The sequence below is a fragment of the Flexibacter flexilis DSM 6793 genome (assembly GCF_900112255.1).
Lineage (GTDB): Bacteria > Bacteroidota > Bacteroidia > Cytophagales > Flexibacteraceae > Flexibacter > Flexibacter flexilis.
In genome coordinates, this window is record NZ_FOLE01000003.1 from 81,196 (window position 1) to 98,062 (window position 16,867).

A 16,867-nucleotide genomic window follows, 5' to 3' on the forward strand; every position below is an offset into this window, starting at 1 on the left:
AAAAAATGCTGTTAGGTTCAATCTTAGCAATGTGCGCACTGCCAAATCCCTGAAATTTTATATAGCTTTGCCCTCCGAATGGTCGTATTTTTATTTAATAATGGCCTGTAAATCAATAAAATGAAAAAGCAAAACGTAATCAAATCATTCCTGACAGTCGGCGTGTTGGCTTGCTTGGCTGCTTGTTCGTCCAAAGAAAATGCCCCCGATGCTGTTACAGGTAAGGCGCAACCCGTTGCTAAGGCAGATACTTCCGCCGCCGAATATGGCATTGACACACTTAGTAGTGTAGTGGAATGGACGGGACATAAAAAAGTTGGTGGGAGTCATTCGGGTACGTTTAGGCTCAAAGTGGGCAAGTTGGCCGTAGAACACGATAACGTAGTAGGCGGAACGTTTACAATAGATATTAACTCGTTGGCCATCAATAATATGGAGGGCGCGGAAGCCGACAAATTGCGCAAACATTTGCTTTCGGCGGATTTCTTCAATAGCACCAAACACCCGTTTGCAACGGTGGATATTGTATCGGTTGCGCCGTTTTCGGCTATTTCGCAATCCATGCACGAGAATGAGGCAATTACCGAAAATCCGACGCATAACATGGTGTTGAATCTCACGCTCAACGATTCGGTAAAAGCGGTGAGTTTTCCAGTGAAATTGACCACTACCAAAAATTCGATGCAGGCCGAAGCGCGTTTTAACATGAATCGTATGCTTTGGGGCTTGCGCTATGGAACTGATAAGTCTTTGGGTGATAAAATGTTACGCGAAGATGTGCTCATTCATTTTGTAGTGAAAGGCCAGCGAAAAAACTAAGATTATTTATTCTTTTAATATTTTTTTATGTCTTTTAAAATCAAAGGAAAAATGTACGTGAAGCAAGACGTACAGCAAGTGAGCGAGAAATTTCGTAAGCGTGAATTTGTGTTGGAAATTACAGAAGGTAATTACTCGGAATATCCTAAATTTCAGTTAATTAACGATAAATGTGCGCTGATAGATAGCGTATCCGTTGGCGAAGAAGTAGAAGTCTCGTTCAGCCTAAAAGGCAAGCCGTTTCAATCGAAAACAGGCGAAACTTTGTATTTCACGAACTTGGACGCGTGGCGCATTGAAAAACCTGCGGCACAAGGTTACGGAAATGCCAACACGCCACCCGATGCACCGTATTTCAACGAAATTCCTGACAATCTTCCAGACGATAATTTGCCGTTCTAAAACGCTTATTTTTTGTGCAGCACCACGAATTTGACATAAAATTTTATACCAGCGACCAACTCAATCGCACGGCTTGGAACGACTGTATTAGCAACTCGTCCCAGCGACTCATATACGCTTTTGATTGGTATCTGGACTGTGTTACCCAAAAAAAATGGGGAGCTTTTGTGTGTGAAATTGCACAAAAATATGTGGCGGTATTGCCTGTAGCTTTGGGTAAAAAATGGGGTATTAGTTATACTTATCAACCATTTTTTACCCAACAGTTGGGCGTTTTTGGCACAAATGAGGCCGCACAAAATTGGCTATTATCTCAAGCCCCCCAATTGTTGCGCCGCAAGTTTTGGCTGGTGCAATATTGCTTTAATCAAAAAAATGAGGTTGTCGGTAAAGAATTTACACGTATTGAAGAATGCGTAACATACCAAATAGACCTGAATGAGTCTTACGAGACTCTGCGAGCTGTGTACAACCAAAACCGCCGCCGCGATTTGCGGAAAGCAGAACGTTTGGAAGTTCGTGAAAGTATTGATATAGAATCTGTTATAGAGATTTTTATAAATGAAAAAGGCAAGCAAATAGAAGACGTAACATGGCGAGAATATGCGATGTTGGCTTCATTGTTTCGGCAGGCGCATGAACGGGGGCAAGCGATTTTGCTAGTTGCCCAAAATCCTAAACAAGAAGTATTGGCAGGTGCAGTATTTTGGATAGATAAGCCTTATGTTACACTCATTTTTTCGGGAGCTTCGGCGATGGCCAAAAATACAGGAGCAATCACCAAGATTATAGATACAGCACTACAACGCTTTGCAAATAAGCCGCATATTTTTGATTTTGAAGGGAGTATGATACCAAGTTTGGCACATTTTTATCAAACATTTGGCGGAAAATCATCTATTTATAGACTTTTTAAATATAAAATCTGGAATTTTTGAAGAACAGCATAGTCTATTTGAAACTGAAAAATGCCCATTTCAAAATAAAAATAGGCGTAAAACGTTTCACAGATGCCATAGCGTTGTATATTTGGCCAGAAACACAGCACTTTGTTTTGTTACATTTTACACACAAACTATATATGAATCTGATTTTTAAGCATATAACTTTTTTTTGTGGCTTATTTTTGCTTGTTGGTGGCTATGCCATAGCGCAGCCAAAAACAGCAACGGGGCAGCCCCAACCTGCCAAACGCATCGTACAAGTGTCTGGTTTGGTGGTAACTGGTGAAAATTCGGTGGGTTTGCCAGGAGTTCACTTTTACATTCCCAAAGCGGGCAGAGGCGTAAGTACGAATGCTTACGGTTATTTTTCTATTCCGACGTTGGCGGGCGATAGTGCCGTAATTAGCTCCGTAGGCTTCAAAAGACAATGGTATGTAGTGCCAAACGACGAACGTCAAAGCGTTTCGGTGGTGATTTATATGCAAGCAGATACGACACAATTGCCTGTGGTAGAGGTATTTCCGTTTGCTACCGAAAAAGATTTTAAAGATGCTTTTCTTTCGCTCAAGTTGCCCGAATCTGACATGGAACACATGCGCCGCAACTTAGACGAAAATACTTTAGCACGTATGCGTTACGAAATGCCAATGAATGGCGCGATGAACCATACTTATTTTATGAACCAACAAGTTAGTAAAATAGAGAATGCACGCTTTTCCCCAACCAACCAACTGCTTAATCCATTTGCTTGGGCAAGATTCATAGAATCGGTGAAGCGGGGCGATCTCAAACGCAAAGAATGGAAAGACGACGAGTAATATTACGTTGCTCATAATAAGTGATGTAAAGGCTAAAAAATGGCTTTTACATCACTTATTTTTGTTTAGATAGATATTTGGAATTTTTATTAACATTGCGACACACAAACTCTAACTAAATATTCCTTTTATTTAAAATCAATCACACAACACATTTTTAACATAAAAGACTATTAATCAAATTCTTAGTCTTTAAAATTACGATGGAAGATAAACACGAAATACACGGAAAAGCCACGCCAATTGGTGTGCTTATAGCCTTAGGTATTATTTATGGAGATATTGGAACATCTCCTCTGTACGTAATGAACGCCATTATTGGCAAAGAAGCGATTAACGAAACCCTCGTTTATGGCGGATTATCTTGTATTTTCTGGACGCTGACACTACAAACGACCCTTAAATACGTTATTCTGACCTTACAGGCCGACAACAACGGCGAAGGAGGGATCTTGTCTTTGTACGCGTTGGTGCGTCGCCATTTCAAATGGATGACGGCTTTTGCCATTATCGGTGGTAGTACGCTATTGGCCGACGGAATTATTACGCCACCCATTTCGGTTTCTTCGGCTATTGAGGGCTTGCGGATTATTTATCCAGAAATAAATACTGTGCCGATTGTATTGGCAATCCTTACGTTTTTGTTTGCCTTCCAAATCTTCGGGACGGGTGTAGTGGGCAGAACGTTTGGGCCGTTTATGTTTATATGGTTTTCGATGTTGGCTATTTTGGGTGGTTATAACATTGTGGATAATCCCAAAATTTTGGCCGCACTCAACCCATATTACGCTTACCAAATGCTGACCAGCTCTAATGGTGGTTTCTGGATTTTGGGTTCGGTATTCTTGTGTACGACGGGGGCAGAGGCTTTGTACTCGGACATGGGGCACTGTGGCCGCGACAACGTGCGTGTGAGTTGGACTTTTGTAAAAACCTGTTTGTTAGTAAATTACTTCGGACAAGGTGCTTATTTGCTCAACCACGTAGGGCAACCTCTCGAAATCAATCCGTTTTATGGCGTAATGCCCGATTGGTTCTTGATTGCAGGTATTGCTATCGCTACGATGGCGGCTATTATTGCCAGTCAAGCCTTGATTTCGGGTTCTTATACGCTGATTAGTGAGGCTGTTCGTTTGAATTTCTGGCCAAAAGTTCGTTTGGTTTATCCGTCTAATGTACGCGGACAACTTTACGTGCCAAGTATCAATATTTTGTTGTGGGTTGGCTGTATTTTGGTGGTTTGGTATTTCAAAGAATCTTCAGCCATGGAAGCGGCTTACGGCTTGGCCATTACGATTACCATGCTCATGACTACTATTTTGCTGGCGGCATATTTGTATATGCGTCGTGTGTCCAAATGGATTATTGCGGTGGTATTTGTGTTATATCTGAGCATTGAGCTTTCCTTCCTGACCGCTAATTTGGTGAAATTCATGCACGGCGGTTATGTGTCTTTGATGATTAGTGTGCTGCTGATTGCTATTATGTGGGTATGGAAAGAGGCCAACGAAATCAAGAGCCGACTTACAGAATACAATAATCTTGACGAATATATTCCGCAAATCCGCGAGCTAAGCGTGGATACCAGTGTTCCCAAATACGCGACGCACTTGGTATATATGACCAGTGCCAATAACCCGCGAGAAGTCGAATCCAAGATTATTTATTCGATATTCCGCCAACGCCCCAAACGAGCTGATATTTATTGGTTTATTCACGTGGACATTACCGACGACCCATATACGATGGATTATAAAGTAGATGTGCTTTCGCCCGACGACGTGGTACGCATCAATTTTACCTTAGGTTTTAGGGTGGAACAACGTATCGGGATGTTCTTCAAAAAAGTAATTGAAGACATGGTGAAAAACAAGGAAGTGGACATTATGAGTCGCTACGAGTCTTTGCGCGGCGGCAACGTAATCGGTGATTTTAGATTTGTGGTACTCAACAAATTTTTATCTTACGAAAACGATTTGCCAGTGTACGAAAAAGCGATTATGGGGGTTTATTTCTTTATCAAACGCTTCACGACCACCGAACGCCAGTGGTTTGGACTTGATGCCAACGCCGTGAAAATCGAAAAAATGCCTTTGGTGATTAACCCAACGAATCGTTGCGAGTTGCGTCGTGTTCGTTAAGGTTTTTTTCTTGTAAAATAAATTTACGTCCCAGTCTTCCGCCGAAGGCTGGGATTTTTGTTGCGCAATGTTTTGGGTTTTTGCTCAATGGATTCTTGTTTCTTTTCGGCTTATTCCCTTCACAATTTGTATATTTGTCAGATAAAACATATTCGACTATTTTTTGCGCGATTTTTGTTAGGCAATTGTAGCCGCGCGATTTGCGTTAGAGAACATAAACAAAGCGTGGCTGAGACAAAAACACAGATTGGAATTATGAGAAAAACAAGCCAATGGATTCGGAATATTTTGTTGGGAATGCTGTGCGCGTTGGTGGTGCAGCCGACCGCGTGGGCTTCGTCTTTGCTTATCCCCATGGACGAGGCGCAAGCCAACCACCTCAAAGCCTATGGCATTACGTACTGGGTTTTGCAGAAAGGAGGAGAAGCCGATTGGTTGCTCAACTATCGTGGCGGAAGTTTTATGTTCAAACATTCGGTATCTTACGAAAATGAATTGGTGGTGCGTGGCGTGAGTTACGAAGTGATTTCTGATGCACAAGCAGGACAAATTTTATCACAAATTGCTGCCCCAGATGCCAACATGGACGTAATGCACTTGGAGAAAGCTCCCAAAGTGGCCGTTTATTCGCCCAAAAGCAAACAGCCTTGGGACGATGCCGTTACGCTGGTAATGACCTACGCAGAAATCCCTTACGACGTGGTATTTGACGATGAACTAATGCAAGAAAAATTGCCTAAATACGATTGGTTGCACCTTCACCATGAGGATTTTACGGGACAATATGGCAAGTTTTACGCGTCTTTTCACAATGCGCCTTGGTACAGAGAGCAAGTCCGCGAATACGAAGCCGTCGCCGCGCGTTATGGTTTCTCTAAAGTTTCGCAACTCAAATTGGCTGTCGTGAAAAAAATCCGTGATTTCTGTGCGGGTGGCGGATTTATGTTTGCGATGTGTTCGGCCACAGATACTTATGATATTGCCTTGGCTGCCGAAGGCGTGGACATTTGTGATGTGATGTTCGATGGCGACGGCCAAGACCCACGCGCCAACAGCAAACTGGATTATTCCAAAACATTTGCTTTCAAAGATTTTAAACTCGTAACCAATCCCTACACGTACGAATATTCGGACATCGACGACAATCCGATTGAGCGCGGTTTGGGCGAAAACAACGACTTTTTTACACTGTTTCAATTTTCGGCCAAATGGGATCCAATCCCGACCATGCTCACCCAAAATCACCTGACCACTATCAAAGGTTTTATGGGACAGACGACAGCGTTTAAAAATCGGATGATAAAATCGGACGTAGTGATAATGGGCGAAACCAAATCCATCAACGAAGTACGCTATATGCACGGCACGTATGGCAAAGGTACTTGGACGTTTTACGGCGGCCACGACCCCGAAGACTACGAACACCGCGTGGGCGAAGAGCCAACCGACCTGAATTTGCACCCCAATTCGGCAGGTTATCGACTTATTCTCAATAACATACTTTTCCCTGCTGCCAAAAAGAAAAAGCAAAAAACCTAAGATTTGTAAATGCACAAAAGCAAGCCCCAGCTCACAAGGCTTGCTTTTGTTTTTAGGAGGAATAATAATCGTAACGGAAAAGATTACGCCTCCAACTCCATTTTTAGGAACTTGGCCGTATAGCTGCGTTTGTTTTTGGCAACTTGTTCGGGCGTGCCTTCGCAGACAATTTCGCCGCCACCTGCGCCACCTTCCAAACCAATGTCGATGATGTGGTCGGCCATTTTGATTACATCCAAATTATGCTCGATAATTAGTACCGTGTTTCCTTTGTCGGTGAGCTTGTTGAGTACGTCAAGCAAATGCTGAATATCGGCAAAATGTAGGCCTGTGGTTGGTTCGTCGAGAATGTACAAGGTTTTGCCCGTATCTTTTTTGGAAAGTTCGGTAGCCAGTTTTACACGTTGCGCCTCGCCGCCGCTCAACGTCGTGGCGTGTTGGCCGATGGTGATATAATTCAGCCCCACATCGTTTAGCGTTTTGATTTTGCGCGTAATGGCGGGCTGGTATTCAAAAAACTCAACGGCTTGCTCAACGGTCATGTCCAGCACATCAGCAATGGATTTGCCTTTGAAACGCACTTCGAGGGTTTCGCGGTTGTAGCGTTTGCCTTTGCAGGTTTCGCACGGAACGTGTACGTCGGGCAAAAACTCCATTTCAATCACGCGCATCCCGTTACCTTCGCAGGTTTCGCAACGTCCGCCCTTCACATTAAACGAAAAACGGCCAGGTTTGTAACCTCTGATTTTGGCTTCAGGCAATTGCGTAAACAGCGACCTGATTTCTGAGAAAACCCCCGTATAAGTAGCTGGATTAGAACGCGGTGTGCGGCCAATTGGCGACTGGTCCACTTCAATTACTTTATCAATATGTTCCAGCCCTTCGATGGCCTCAAATGGCAACGGTTCTTTCTTGGCTCTAAAGAAATGTTTGTTCAGAATCGGGAATAACGTATTGTGAATCAGTGAGGATTTGCCGCTACCACTCACGCCCGTGATGCAAGTCATTTTACCCAAAGGAATGTTAAGCGTTACATTTTTGAGGTTGTTGCCTGTCGCGCCTTTGAGCGTAAGAAATTTGCCGTTTCCGTCGCGGCGTTTGTCGGGAACGGCGATGCGTGCCGTGCCTTTGAGGTATTGCGCCGTAAGACTGTTTTGTTCCAGAAAAGAAGCGGGATTGCCTTGCGCGACTACGTGGCCACCGTGTCGGCCTGCTCCCGGCCCGATGTCGAGGATAAAGTCAGATTCCAACATCATGTCTTTGTCGTGCTCCACCACCAAAACCGTGTTGCCGATGTCGCGCAATTGTTTGAGCGAAGCAATCAATTTTACGTTGTCGCGCTGATGTAGCCCGATGCTTGGCTCATCGAGAATATACAACACACCCACCAATTGCGTCCCGATTTGGGTAGCCAAACGAATGCGTTGCGCTTCACCGCCGCTAAGCGTCTGCATGGGGCGGTTCAGGTGCAAATAATCCAGTCCCACATCGAGCAGGAATTGAATACGCTTCCGAATCTCTTTGAGCACTTCGGCAGCAATGAGGCGTTGGCGGTCGTTGAGGCGGTCTTCCAAGTGCTCAAACCAAGTATATAATTGCTTGATGTCCAAGAAGGTAAGCTCCGCAATATTTTTATTATCTATCTTAAAATGCAAGGATTCTTTTTTGAGGCGCAGGCCATTGCAGTCGGGGCAAGTGGTCGTCTGTACAAATTCATCCACCCATTCTTGCATTTTGTCTGAGCCGCTATCCTGAAAGTTTTTGAGATAATTAATAATACCTTCAAAACGTGTATTCCATTCTGTGCCAGGGTATTTGACCGAAGCCACTTCAATGGATTCTTCCGAACCATGCAAAATTATTTGGAGCACTTCTTGGCTCAATTTGTTGAGCGGCGTGCTTAGGCTTACTTTATGGCCTTTAAGAATGGCCTCCAGTTTCTTGAAAATCCAAACGTCGCGGTACTCGCCCAGTGGCGCGATGCCGCCTTGCGCGATGCTCAAACTCTTGTCGGGCATTACGCTTTCTTCGGTAATTTCCTGAATTACGCCCAAGCCTTTGCAGGTCGGGCAAGCTCCGTAAGGGGAATTGAAAGAAAAAGTATTGGGCGCGGGTTCGTCGTAGGCGATGCCCGACGTGGGACACATGAGCGTTTGGGAAAACATTTGCGTTTGGCCATCAGCTCCCGCAACCATCATCAGGCCTTTGCCGTGTTTGAGGGCGGCATTTACGGACTGCGAAAGTCGATAACGGTCGGTGTCGCGAATCGGTAAGCGGTCTATCACGATTTCGATGTCGTGGGTTTTGTAGCGGTCGAGCTGCATTTTTGGTTCAATCTCAACGATTTCGCCGTCCACGCGCACTTTATTGAAACCCATTTTGCGAATCTGTACAAAGTCTTCGCGGTAATGACCTTTGCGGCCTTTCACTACAGGCGCGAGCACGGAAAGCGGCTTGCCATCGTATTTTTGCAGCAAAATATCTACGATTTGGTCGGCGGATTGCTTCTCCATTTTCTCGCCCGTCACGTAAGAAAAGGCTTCGGCGGTGCGTGCGTAGAGCAAACGCATGAAATCGTATATTTCGGTGGTAGTGCCGACGGTGGAACGCGGATTGCGGGACGTAGTTTTTTGTTCGATGGAAATGACAGGACTCAACCCATTGATTTTGTCCACGTCTGGCCGCTCCATTCCGCCAATGAAAGCCCGCGCATAAGCCGAAAAACTTTCCATGTAGCGGCGTTGGCCTTCGGCATAAATCGTGTCGAAAGTAAGGGAAGATTTGCCGCTACCACTCACGCCCGTAACTACAACTAATTGATTACGAGGAATATTGACACTTATATTTTTGAGATTATGTTCGCGTGCGCCAAACACTTCGATTTGCTCAAAACCTGTGTTGTCGGTGTTGATAACGGAATTTTCTGCTGACATGAAACGTAGATTTTCGTTGTAAAATGAAAGTTGCCCAAAACCAAGACAACCAAAAACAAAGATAAAGGGTTTCGGGCTGTGATTGGAAATGTATTTGGAAAAACAATTGCCCGCACACAACCTTTTTGCTTTCCCCGACGTTTTAGTACCATCATTAGAAACTTTGGCATGAGAAATAAGCCGTTTATATAGGTGTTTTTGCAAAATAAATTATCTTTGGCAACTTTGTGGATATACAATTTAGCCTTTTAGCAAAAACGTAAAGAAAAATTTTATTCTAAAATAATAAAGGAGACGCAGTGGAAAAAATCAGTAATTCAGGCTCGAATATCCGCATACCCGTTTTGTTGGGCGTAACGCTGGCAGGTGGTATTTTGGTGGGAGCTACACTCTTTGGCAGCAAAAACGCAGGCGATGATTTGGGCAAAGACATTAACAAACTCCGTGAGATTGTGACGCTCATAGACCGCGAATACGTGGACACGGTAAATATTGACCAAATCACCGACTACGGCATTAACAAAATGCTCGAAAACCTAGACCCGCACTCGGCCTATATTCCCGCCAAAGAAGTGGAGTTGGCTAAAGCTCCTCTCGAAGGCGAGTTTGACGGTATCGGTATCGAATTTTTTATTCTAAAAGATACAATTATGGTGGTTTCCCCAATTTCTGGCGGGCCATCGGAGGCGGTTGGTTTGCGTGCTGGCGATAAAATCGTGGCCGTAGATGACAAAACCGTAGCAGGAACGCACCTTAGCAATCGCGATGTTTTTACCAAACTGCGTGGCAAAAAAGGAACGAAAGTAAAACTTTCGGTTGCTCGTAAAGGCGAAAAGAAATTGCTTGATTTTGTGGTAACGCGTGATAAAATCCCGACGCATTCGGTGGACATTGGCTACATGATAGACGACAAAACGGGTTATATCAAAGTGTCGCGTTTCTCGGCCAACACTTATAACGAGTTCAAAGAAGCCATGACCAAACTCGTAGCCAAAGGCATGAAACAATTGGTGTTGGATTTGCGCGACAACCCAGGCGGCTACATGGACAGAGCAACGAAAATGGCTGATGAGTTTTTGTCGGGCAATAAAATGATTGTTTACACCAATGGCAAAGGCGAACGTTATGACCAACAAATTCGCGCGTATATGCCTGGTGATTTTGAAAAAGGTTCGGTAATTGTGCTTATCAACGAAGGTAGCGCGTCTGCTTCCGAAATCGTGTCGGGTGCGTTGCAAGACAACGACCGTGCGCTTATCGTTGGCCGCCGTTCGTTTGGTAAAGGTTTGGTACAAATGCCAATTCCGTTGTCGGACGGTTCGGAATTGCGCCTTACTATTTCGCGTTATTATACGCCAAGTGGCCGCAGCATTCAGAAGCCATACAGCAAAAACGAAGACGAATACAACATGGATTTGGCCAAACGTTTTGAAAATGGCGAATTTTTCCATGCCGACAGCATCAAGTTTGCCGACTCGTTGCGCTACAAAACCATTGGCGGACGTACTGTGTACGGTGGCGGCGGCATTATGCCAGACGTGTTTGTGCCATTCGATACGAGCATGAACAGCCGCTATTTGAACGGACTTTACAACAAAAATATCATTCGTGAGTTTTCGTTGGATTACGCCGATGCCAACAAACCAACGCTTTCGGCCATGAAGTTTGAAGACTACGCCGCTAACTTTAAGGTTACGCCGCAAATGCTTGAAAGCCTCAAGGAATTGGCTACCCAAAACGGTTTGGTGTACGACGAAAAGCAATTTACACGCTCTAAGCCATTGATTGAAAATGCCCTAAAAGCATTCATCGCCCGCAACGTATGGAAAGACGAAGGTTTCTATCCTGTCATTGCCAAGCAAGACGATGTGTTGCAAAAAGCCCTAACGCTTTTCGGCAAGGCTTCGGATTTGGAAGAAGGTAAGTTTGAAAAAGAAAAGCCTGTTTCTCCAAAAAGTAAAAACAAACCAGCACCAAGTAAAACAAAAAAATAAGGTGTTGATTTTTTTCTGATATTTGAATGAAAGAAGGGGGCAGCCCGCAAGCTGCTCCTTTTTTTTGGTTATAATGCACCTTGATTTATTGATGACTTAGTAAAAATAATACCAATGCTCCACGACGATACTACTAATTATAATAACGAAGAACTTTTACCCGAACAAGAAGAGGCCACCGAATCAAACGAAATGGCGACTATGCGTGCCAAAGGCATTGGGGGTTGGGCGGCGATGGGGCTTTCTGTGCTTTTACATCCGCTTTTGCAACCAACTTTGCTGTTTGGCATTTTGTTTTACGGCGTGGAAGGACTGTTGCCCGTTGCACCAGATGTAAAAAAACAATTTCTATTGCTCATTACGCTTTTCACGTTTGGCGTGCCGATGCTGGGCATTTACTTGTTGCATTTGATTGGTTACGTGCGTGATTTGCACATGACCGACCGCCGCGACCGCATCATGCCAATGGTGCTGACGACCGCCGTTTATTTGGCTATTTCGTGGATGTTTTTCCAAAAAGGCGCAAGTTACATTGTGGCCATCGTAATGGGGACGATTAGCGTAGCTTTGTTATTGACAACCGTTATTTCTTTGGTTTGGAAAATCAGTGCGCACGCTGTGGGAGCAGGTGGTGTGTTGGGCTGTGTACTGATGATAAGTTATGTTTTTTCGGCAAGTTACTTGCTGTACCCTGTGTTAGGGCTAAGTGTTTTGTTGGGCTTGTTGCTTTCGGCGCGTCTTTACCTCAATGCACATACACCCGCGCAAGTTTGGGCAGGCTTTGTCTTAGGCTTCGTAGTGGCCACTTTTAGCACTTGGTATTTTTTATAAAATTCGTTTGAAGAAAGGTTTTAGCGGCTTCGGGGCGAATTGTATCGGCTATGGCGTTGGGGCGTTGCCGCCCGTTGATTGATTAATCAAATTTGTATAAAATTTAACTAATCAATCAATTACTCTTATGGAAATGCAACAACAAGATTCGGAAACCTATTACAGAGAGGCTGGCAAAAAGGTAAAGAAAATCAAAGCTTTTTATACATCACTTGTCATTTATATTTTGGTCAATTCGGGGCTGGCCGCTATCAACATGATTAAAACGCCCAATCATATTTGGTTTATTTGGCCGCTTTTTGGCTGGGGAATTGGGCTTGTGATGCACGGGCTTTCCGCCTTCGATTTGTTTTTCTGCAAAGATTGGGAAGAACGCAAAACCCGCGAAATAGCTGCCCGAATGCAAGGTTATAAAAAAGTACACATCAAAAAGGATTAAATCATAAATTTTTAGCTGTATAATACCTGCTTCGCCGCGTCGTTTTGAATTAGATTATGTACTTTTGTGTCATTACTTCTAATTCAAAATACGCATGAGCAAAATTTTAGTAACGGGCGGAGCAGGATTTATTGGCTCTCATACGGTCGTTCAACTTTTTGAAGCAGGTTACGAACCTGTCATTGTGGATAATTTCAGCAATTCTAATCCGCAAGCATTGGAAGGCATCGCCAAAATCATTGGCCAATCTTGTACGTTTTATGAAGGCGATTGCAACGACATAGCCTTTATGGACAAAGTATTTGCAACTGAAAAAAATATAGACGGTGTTATACATTTTGCAGCAAGCAAAGCCGTAGGCGAATCAGTCCAAAAGCCATTGCTTTACTACAAAAACAACTTGGGTTCGTTGATTGTGCTTATCGAAACGATGCACAAATACGGCGTTGAAAAGCTCGTATTTTCGTCATCGTGTACGGTATATGGCCAACCCGAAATGCTACCTGTAACCGAAAATTCGCCAATTTTGCCCGCCGAGTCGCCGTATGGCAACACCAAGCAAATAGGCGAAGAGATGATAAAAGATGTAGTCGTTTCCAAAAACACGCCGTTGCGTGCTACGCTTTTGCGTTATTTCAACCCGATTGGCGCACACCCAACTGCCCATATCGGTGAGTTTCCGACAGGAGTTCCCAACAATCTTATTCCATTTATCACCCAAACGGCGGCAGGCTTACGCCCCACTTTGTCGGTTTTTGGCGATGATTACAACACGCCTGATGGTACTTGCGTTCGCGACTATATTCATGTGTTGGATTTAGCCGAGGCGCACATCAAAGCTCTTGAGCTGTTGGATAAACAAACCGAAAAATATTTCTGGAACGTGTTTAACATTGGCGTAGGTCGTGGATTTTCGGTATTGGAAGTAATCAAAACATTTGAGTCGGTAAGTGGCCAACCACTTAACTATAAAATTGCGCCACGCCGTAGCGGAGACGTAGAGCAAGTATTTGCCAACGTGGAAAAAGCTACCAAAGAATTGGGCTGGCAAACAAAACTAACCTTAGCCGACGGGCTGAAAGATGCTTGGCGTTGGCAACAAAAATTATCACAAACAGCAGTTTCTTAATTTTTTAAAATCAAATGAAAAACATTCTCATTACTGGTGGTGCTGGTTTTATTGGTTCGCACGTAGTACGTCTTTTTGTTAATAAATATCCTGATTATCATATCTATAACTTAGATGCACTGACGTATGCGGGCAATTTGGCCAACCTCGACGACATCAAAGACAAGTCAAATTATACGTTCGTAAAAGGCGATATTAATGACGCTGCTTTTCTGACGGATTTGTTTGCGCAACATCGCTTTGACGGTGTCATTCACTTGGCCGCCGAGTCGCACGTGGACAGAAGCATTACCAACCCGTTGGCTTTCGTGATGACCAACGTAATCGGGACGGTGAATTTGCTTAACGCCGCCAAACAACAATGGAAAGACGAGTTGGACAAACATCTTTTCTATCATGTTTCTACCGACGAAGTGTATGGCTCTTTGCACAATCCCGAAGACTTTTTCTTGGAAACAACGCCTTACGACCCGCAATCGCCGTACTCAGCTTCAAAGGCCAGTTCCGACCATTTTGTACGCGCCTACCGCAACACTTACAAAATGCGCACTGTGATTTCTAACTGTTCTAATAACTACGGCCCCAACCAATTTCCTGAAAAGTTGTTGCCGCTCATGATTCATAACATTCAGAAAAACAAGCCGTTGCCAGTGTACGGAAAAGGTGAAAATGTCCGTGATTGGTTGTTTGTGATAGACCATGCCCGCGCGATTGATATGGTGTATCATGAAGGCAAAGACGGCGAAACCTACAATATTGGAGGCTTTAATGAATGGAAAAATATTGACATTGTGCATTTGCTTTGCCGCGTGATGGACAAGAAATTAGGCCGCGCAGAAGGTGAATCTGCTAAGTTGATTACGTTTGTGAAAGACCGCGCTGGCCACGATTTGCGCTACGCCATCGACGCGACCAAAATCATGAACGAATTGGGCTGGAAACCATCGTTGCAGTTTGAAGAAGGCATGGAAAAAACAGTGGATTGGTATTTGAGTAATAACGATTGGCTCGAAAATATCACTTCGGGTGTTTACCAAAGCTATTACGAAAAACAATACGCCGAAAGATAGTTTATTGACAAACCAAAAGAAGTCCGCACGGTGTCAGAACTGCGCGGACTTCTTTGTATTTTAGACTGATAATCCGTATTTATTTAAACCATATTTTAATGAAAAAACAAGTCTCTGCCATTGGCTTACTGCTTTTGTCGGGCGTGGCTTTTGCCCAAAACGCAAGCGTTATTAGCAAACAAATCATTGATTATCAGGATAAAAAAGGTGTTCCTTACGCCACCGTGAATGTAAAACATACCCAAAATGCCACGTACAGCAACGAGCAAGGTATTTTTAGTATCAGTTGCCTGCCAACAGACACGCTGCATTTTTCGTCGGTGGGTTATGAGCCAACGGACATCGTAGCCAGCCAAGTGCTTAACCAACAAAATATTTTGCTCCGACAGGCCACTATTACGCTGCAAGAAGTGGTAATTACTAACCAGAAACCGCAAAAAACAAAATCCGAATGGCTTGGCTACGCGAAACGAAAAGGGAATAGCGGCTACATTGGTTTTCAGGAAGCGGCGGTATGGATTGCCAATCCTTACAAACGGCCTTTGCCTATTACTTCGGTGCGTTGCATCATAGAAAAAAAACGTAATGGCTGGATAGCACCAAATAACCCAACAGAAAAAGGGAAAATGGTAAAATTAACCAACGAAAAACTTTTGGTGCGGCTGCGGTTTTATACCAAAGACGTAAACGGGTTTCCGATAGACGAAGATATTTTGAAACAAAACGAAGTGGCAGAAGTGCCAACAGACCAAGCTTTTATTGATTTTGATTTGCGCGATTTGAGTTTGGATTTGTCAAAATATGGTGCTTTTGTAGCTTTAGAGTATTTGGGAATTGTTCGGCAAAATACCAATGAATTTGTGCCTTATGATAAATTAACTATGCTTGAAAAGCAACAGTTTCACCTGAAATTGGTGAAAGATAAAAAAATAAAAGATGACAGTTTTGCACGCGACTTTTGGGGAAAATGGGGCAAAGCCATTATACCTGGTAACTTTTGTTTTAGTATAGAATTAGAAATTCCAGAGGAGTAAAAAAAGCAAGACCCCGCCTCGTACATCACGAGGCGGGGTGCTGCTTTTTATTTATTCTAAAAGAAAAATTAGTCGTTGCGGCGTGCGCCTAACAAAACTGCGATGTAATACAACAGCGTAGCCAACGAACCCAAAGCCGAAACCACGTAAGTCATGGCAGCCCACCAAAGCGCGTCTTTGGCCATAGCGTGTTCTTGTGGCGTTACGATTTTGCGGCGGTCTATCCATGCCAAAGCGCGTGCGCTGGCATCAAATTCTACGGGCAAAGTAATGAAGCTAAACAAGGTCGTAAGCGAAAACAAGGCAATGCCAAGTTCGAGCGGAACAACGGAATAACGTAGGGCAAAAAAGCCTATTAGAATCAACCAAGGCATAAAGCGCGAAGAAACCGACAACACAGGCACCATTGCCGAGCGGAATTGCAAAAAGCTGTACGCGGTGGCGTGTTGTACGGCGTGGCCACATTCGTGCGCGGCAACGGCAGCGGCAGCGGCGTTACGACCGTAATACACATCGCGACTCAAATTAACGGTACGGTTGGCGGGGTTGTAGTGGTCGGTTAGTTCGCCTTCTACCGAATGCACCGTAACATTATAAATCCCGTGGTCGTTGAGCATGAGTTGTGCGATTTCCGCACCGCTCAAATTACTGCGCAAACCCGTTTGGGAATATTCCGCAAATTTGTTTTTGAGTCTTGCACTTACCGCCCAACTAATCAAACCGAAAATGGCGGCAATTATATAACCGAACATCATAGTACTTAATATTTTGTTT

General features: G+C 44.1%; 14 protein-coding genes. 12 read left to right on the forward strand and 2 right to left on the reverse strand.

Features of this window, described 5'->3' with window-relative positions; all coding sequences use genetic code 11:
• Positions 1 to 120: 120 nt before the first annotated feature.
• The 6 genes from BM090_RS06780 to BM090_RS06805 all read left to right on the forward strand — a co-directional run bounded on the left by BM090_RS06780 (position 121) and on the right by BM090_RS06805 (position 6,663).
• The gene (locus BM090_RS06780; RefSeq protein ID WP_091509737.1) at positions 121 to 819 is read left to right on the forward strand and encodes a YceI family protein; all 699 of its coding nucleotides are present in this window, start codon (positions 121 to 123) and stop codon (positions 817 to 819) included.
• 27 nt (positions 820 to 846) lie between these two features.
• Positions 847 to 1,221, forward strand: a complete 375-nt coding sequence (locus BM090_RS06785; RefSeq protein WP_091509740.1) for a DUF3127 domain-containing protein — start codon at positions 847 to 849, stop codon at positions 1,219 to 1,221.
• Positions 1,222 to 1,235: 14 nt separating this feature from the next.
• Positions 1,236 to 2,159, forward strand: a complete 924-nt coding sequence (locus BM090_RS06790) for a hypothetical protein (RefSeq protein ID WP_091509744.1) — start codon at positions 1,236 to 1,238, stop codon at positions 2,157 to 2,159.
• Positions 2,160 to 2,302: 143 nt separating this feature from the next.
• Positions 2,303 to 2,983, forward strand: a complete 681-nt coding sequence (locus BM090_RS06795; RefSeq protein ID WP_143083900.1) for a carboxypeptidase-like regulatory domain-containing protein — start codon at positions 2,303 to 2,305, stop codon at positions 2,981 to 2,983.
• A gap of 203 nt (positions 2,984 to 3,186) precedes the next feature.
• Positions 3,187 to 5,124: a KUP/HAK/KT family potassium transporter gene (locus tag BM090_RS06800; protein ID WP_091509750.1), complete on the forward strand. Its 1,938-nt coding sequence runs from the start codon at positions 3,187 to 3,189 to the stop codon at positions 5,122 to 5,124.
• Between the two features lie 255 nt (positions 5,125 to 5,379).
• Positions 5,380 to 6,663 (forward strand): asparagine synthetase B, encoded by a 1,284-nt coding sequence (locus tag BM090_RS06805; RefSeq protein ID WP_394333471.1) that lies wholly within the window; start codon positions 5,380 to 5,382, stop codon positions 6,661 to 6,663.
• An 83-nt stretch (positions 6,664 to 6,746) separates the two neighbouring features.
• On the opposite strand, the gene uvrA is transcribed toward BM090_RS06805, so the two are convergent.
• The gene (gene uvrA / locus BM090_RS06810; protein ID WP_091510293.1) at positions 6,747 to 9,596 is read right to left on the reverse strand and encodes an excinuclease ABC subunit UvrA; all 2,850 of its coding nucleotides are present in this window, start codon (positions 9,594 to 9,596) and stop codon (positions 6,747 to 6,749) included.
• Between the two features lie 299 nt (positions 9,597 to 9,895).
• On the opposite strand from uvrA, the gene BM090_RS06815 reads away from it, so the two are divergent.
• The 6 genes from BM090_RS06815 (at position 9,896) to BM090_RS06840 (ending at position 16,093) form a co-directional block, all read left to right on the forward strand.
• Entirely contained in the window at positions 9,896 to 11,590 is a 1,695-nt protein-coding gene (locus tag BM090_RS06815; RefSeq protein WP_177199857.1) for a S41 family peptidase, read from the forward strand.
• A 114-nt stretch (positions 11,591 to 11,704) separates the two neighbouring features.
• A complete protein-coding gene (locus tag BM090_RS06820; protein ID WP_091509753.1) occupies positions 11,705 to 12,421 on the forward strand; it encodes a hypothetical protein in 717 nt (238 codons plus the stop codon).
• Between the two features lie 127 nt (positions 12,422 to 12,548).
• Positions 12,549 to 12,860: a 2TM domain-containing protein gene (locus BM090_RS06825; RefSeq protein ID WP_221405349.1), complete on the forward strand. Its 312-nt coding sequence runs from the start codon at positions 12,549 to 12,551 to the stop codon at positions 12,858 to 12,860.
• A 94-nt stretch (positions 12,861 to 12,954) separates the two neighbouring features.
• The gene (gene galE, locus BM090_RS06830) at positions 12,955 to 13,989 is read left to right on the forward strand and encodes a UDP-glucose 4-epimerase GalE (protein ID WP_091509756.1); all 1,035 of its coding nucleotides are present in this window, start codon (positions 12,955 to 12,957) and stop codon (positions 13,987 to 13,989) included.
• A 14-nt stretch (positions 13,990 to 14,003) separates the two neighbouring features.
• A complete protein-coding gene (gene rfbB, locus BM090_RS06835) occupies positions 14,004 to 15,059 on the forward strand; it encodes a dTDP-glucose 4,6-dehydratase (RefSeq protein ID WP_091509759.1) in 1,056 nt (351 codons plus the stop codon).
• A gap of 98 nt (positions 15,060 to 15,157) precedes the next feature.
• Positions 15,158 to 16,093, forward strand: coding sequence for a carboxypeptidase-like regulatory domain-containing protein (locus BM090_RS06840; RefSeq protein WP_091509763.1), 936 nt, complete (start codon positions 15,158 to 15,160; stop codon positions 16,091 to 16,093).
• A 68-nt stretch (positions 16,094 to 16,161) separates the two neighbouring features.
• Here BM090_RS06840 and BM090_RS06845 read toward each other — a convergent pair whose 3' ends face one another.
• Complete coding sequence (locus BM090_RS06845) at positions 16,162 to 16,848, reverse strand: zinc metallopeptidase (RefSeq protein WP_177199858.1); 687 nt, start codon at positions 16,846 to 16,848, stop codon at positions 16,162 to 16,164.
• Positions 16,849 to 16,867 lie beyond the last annotated feature (19 nt).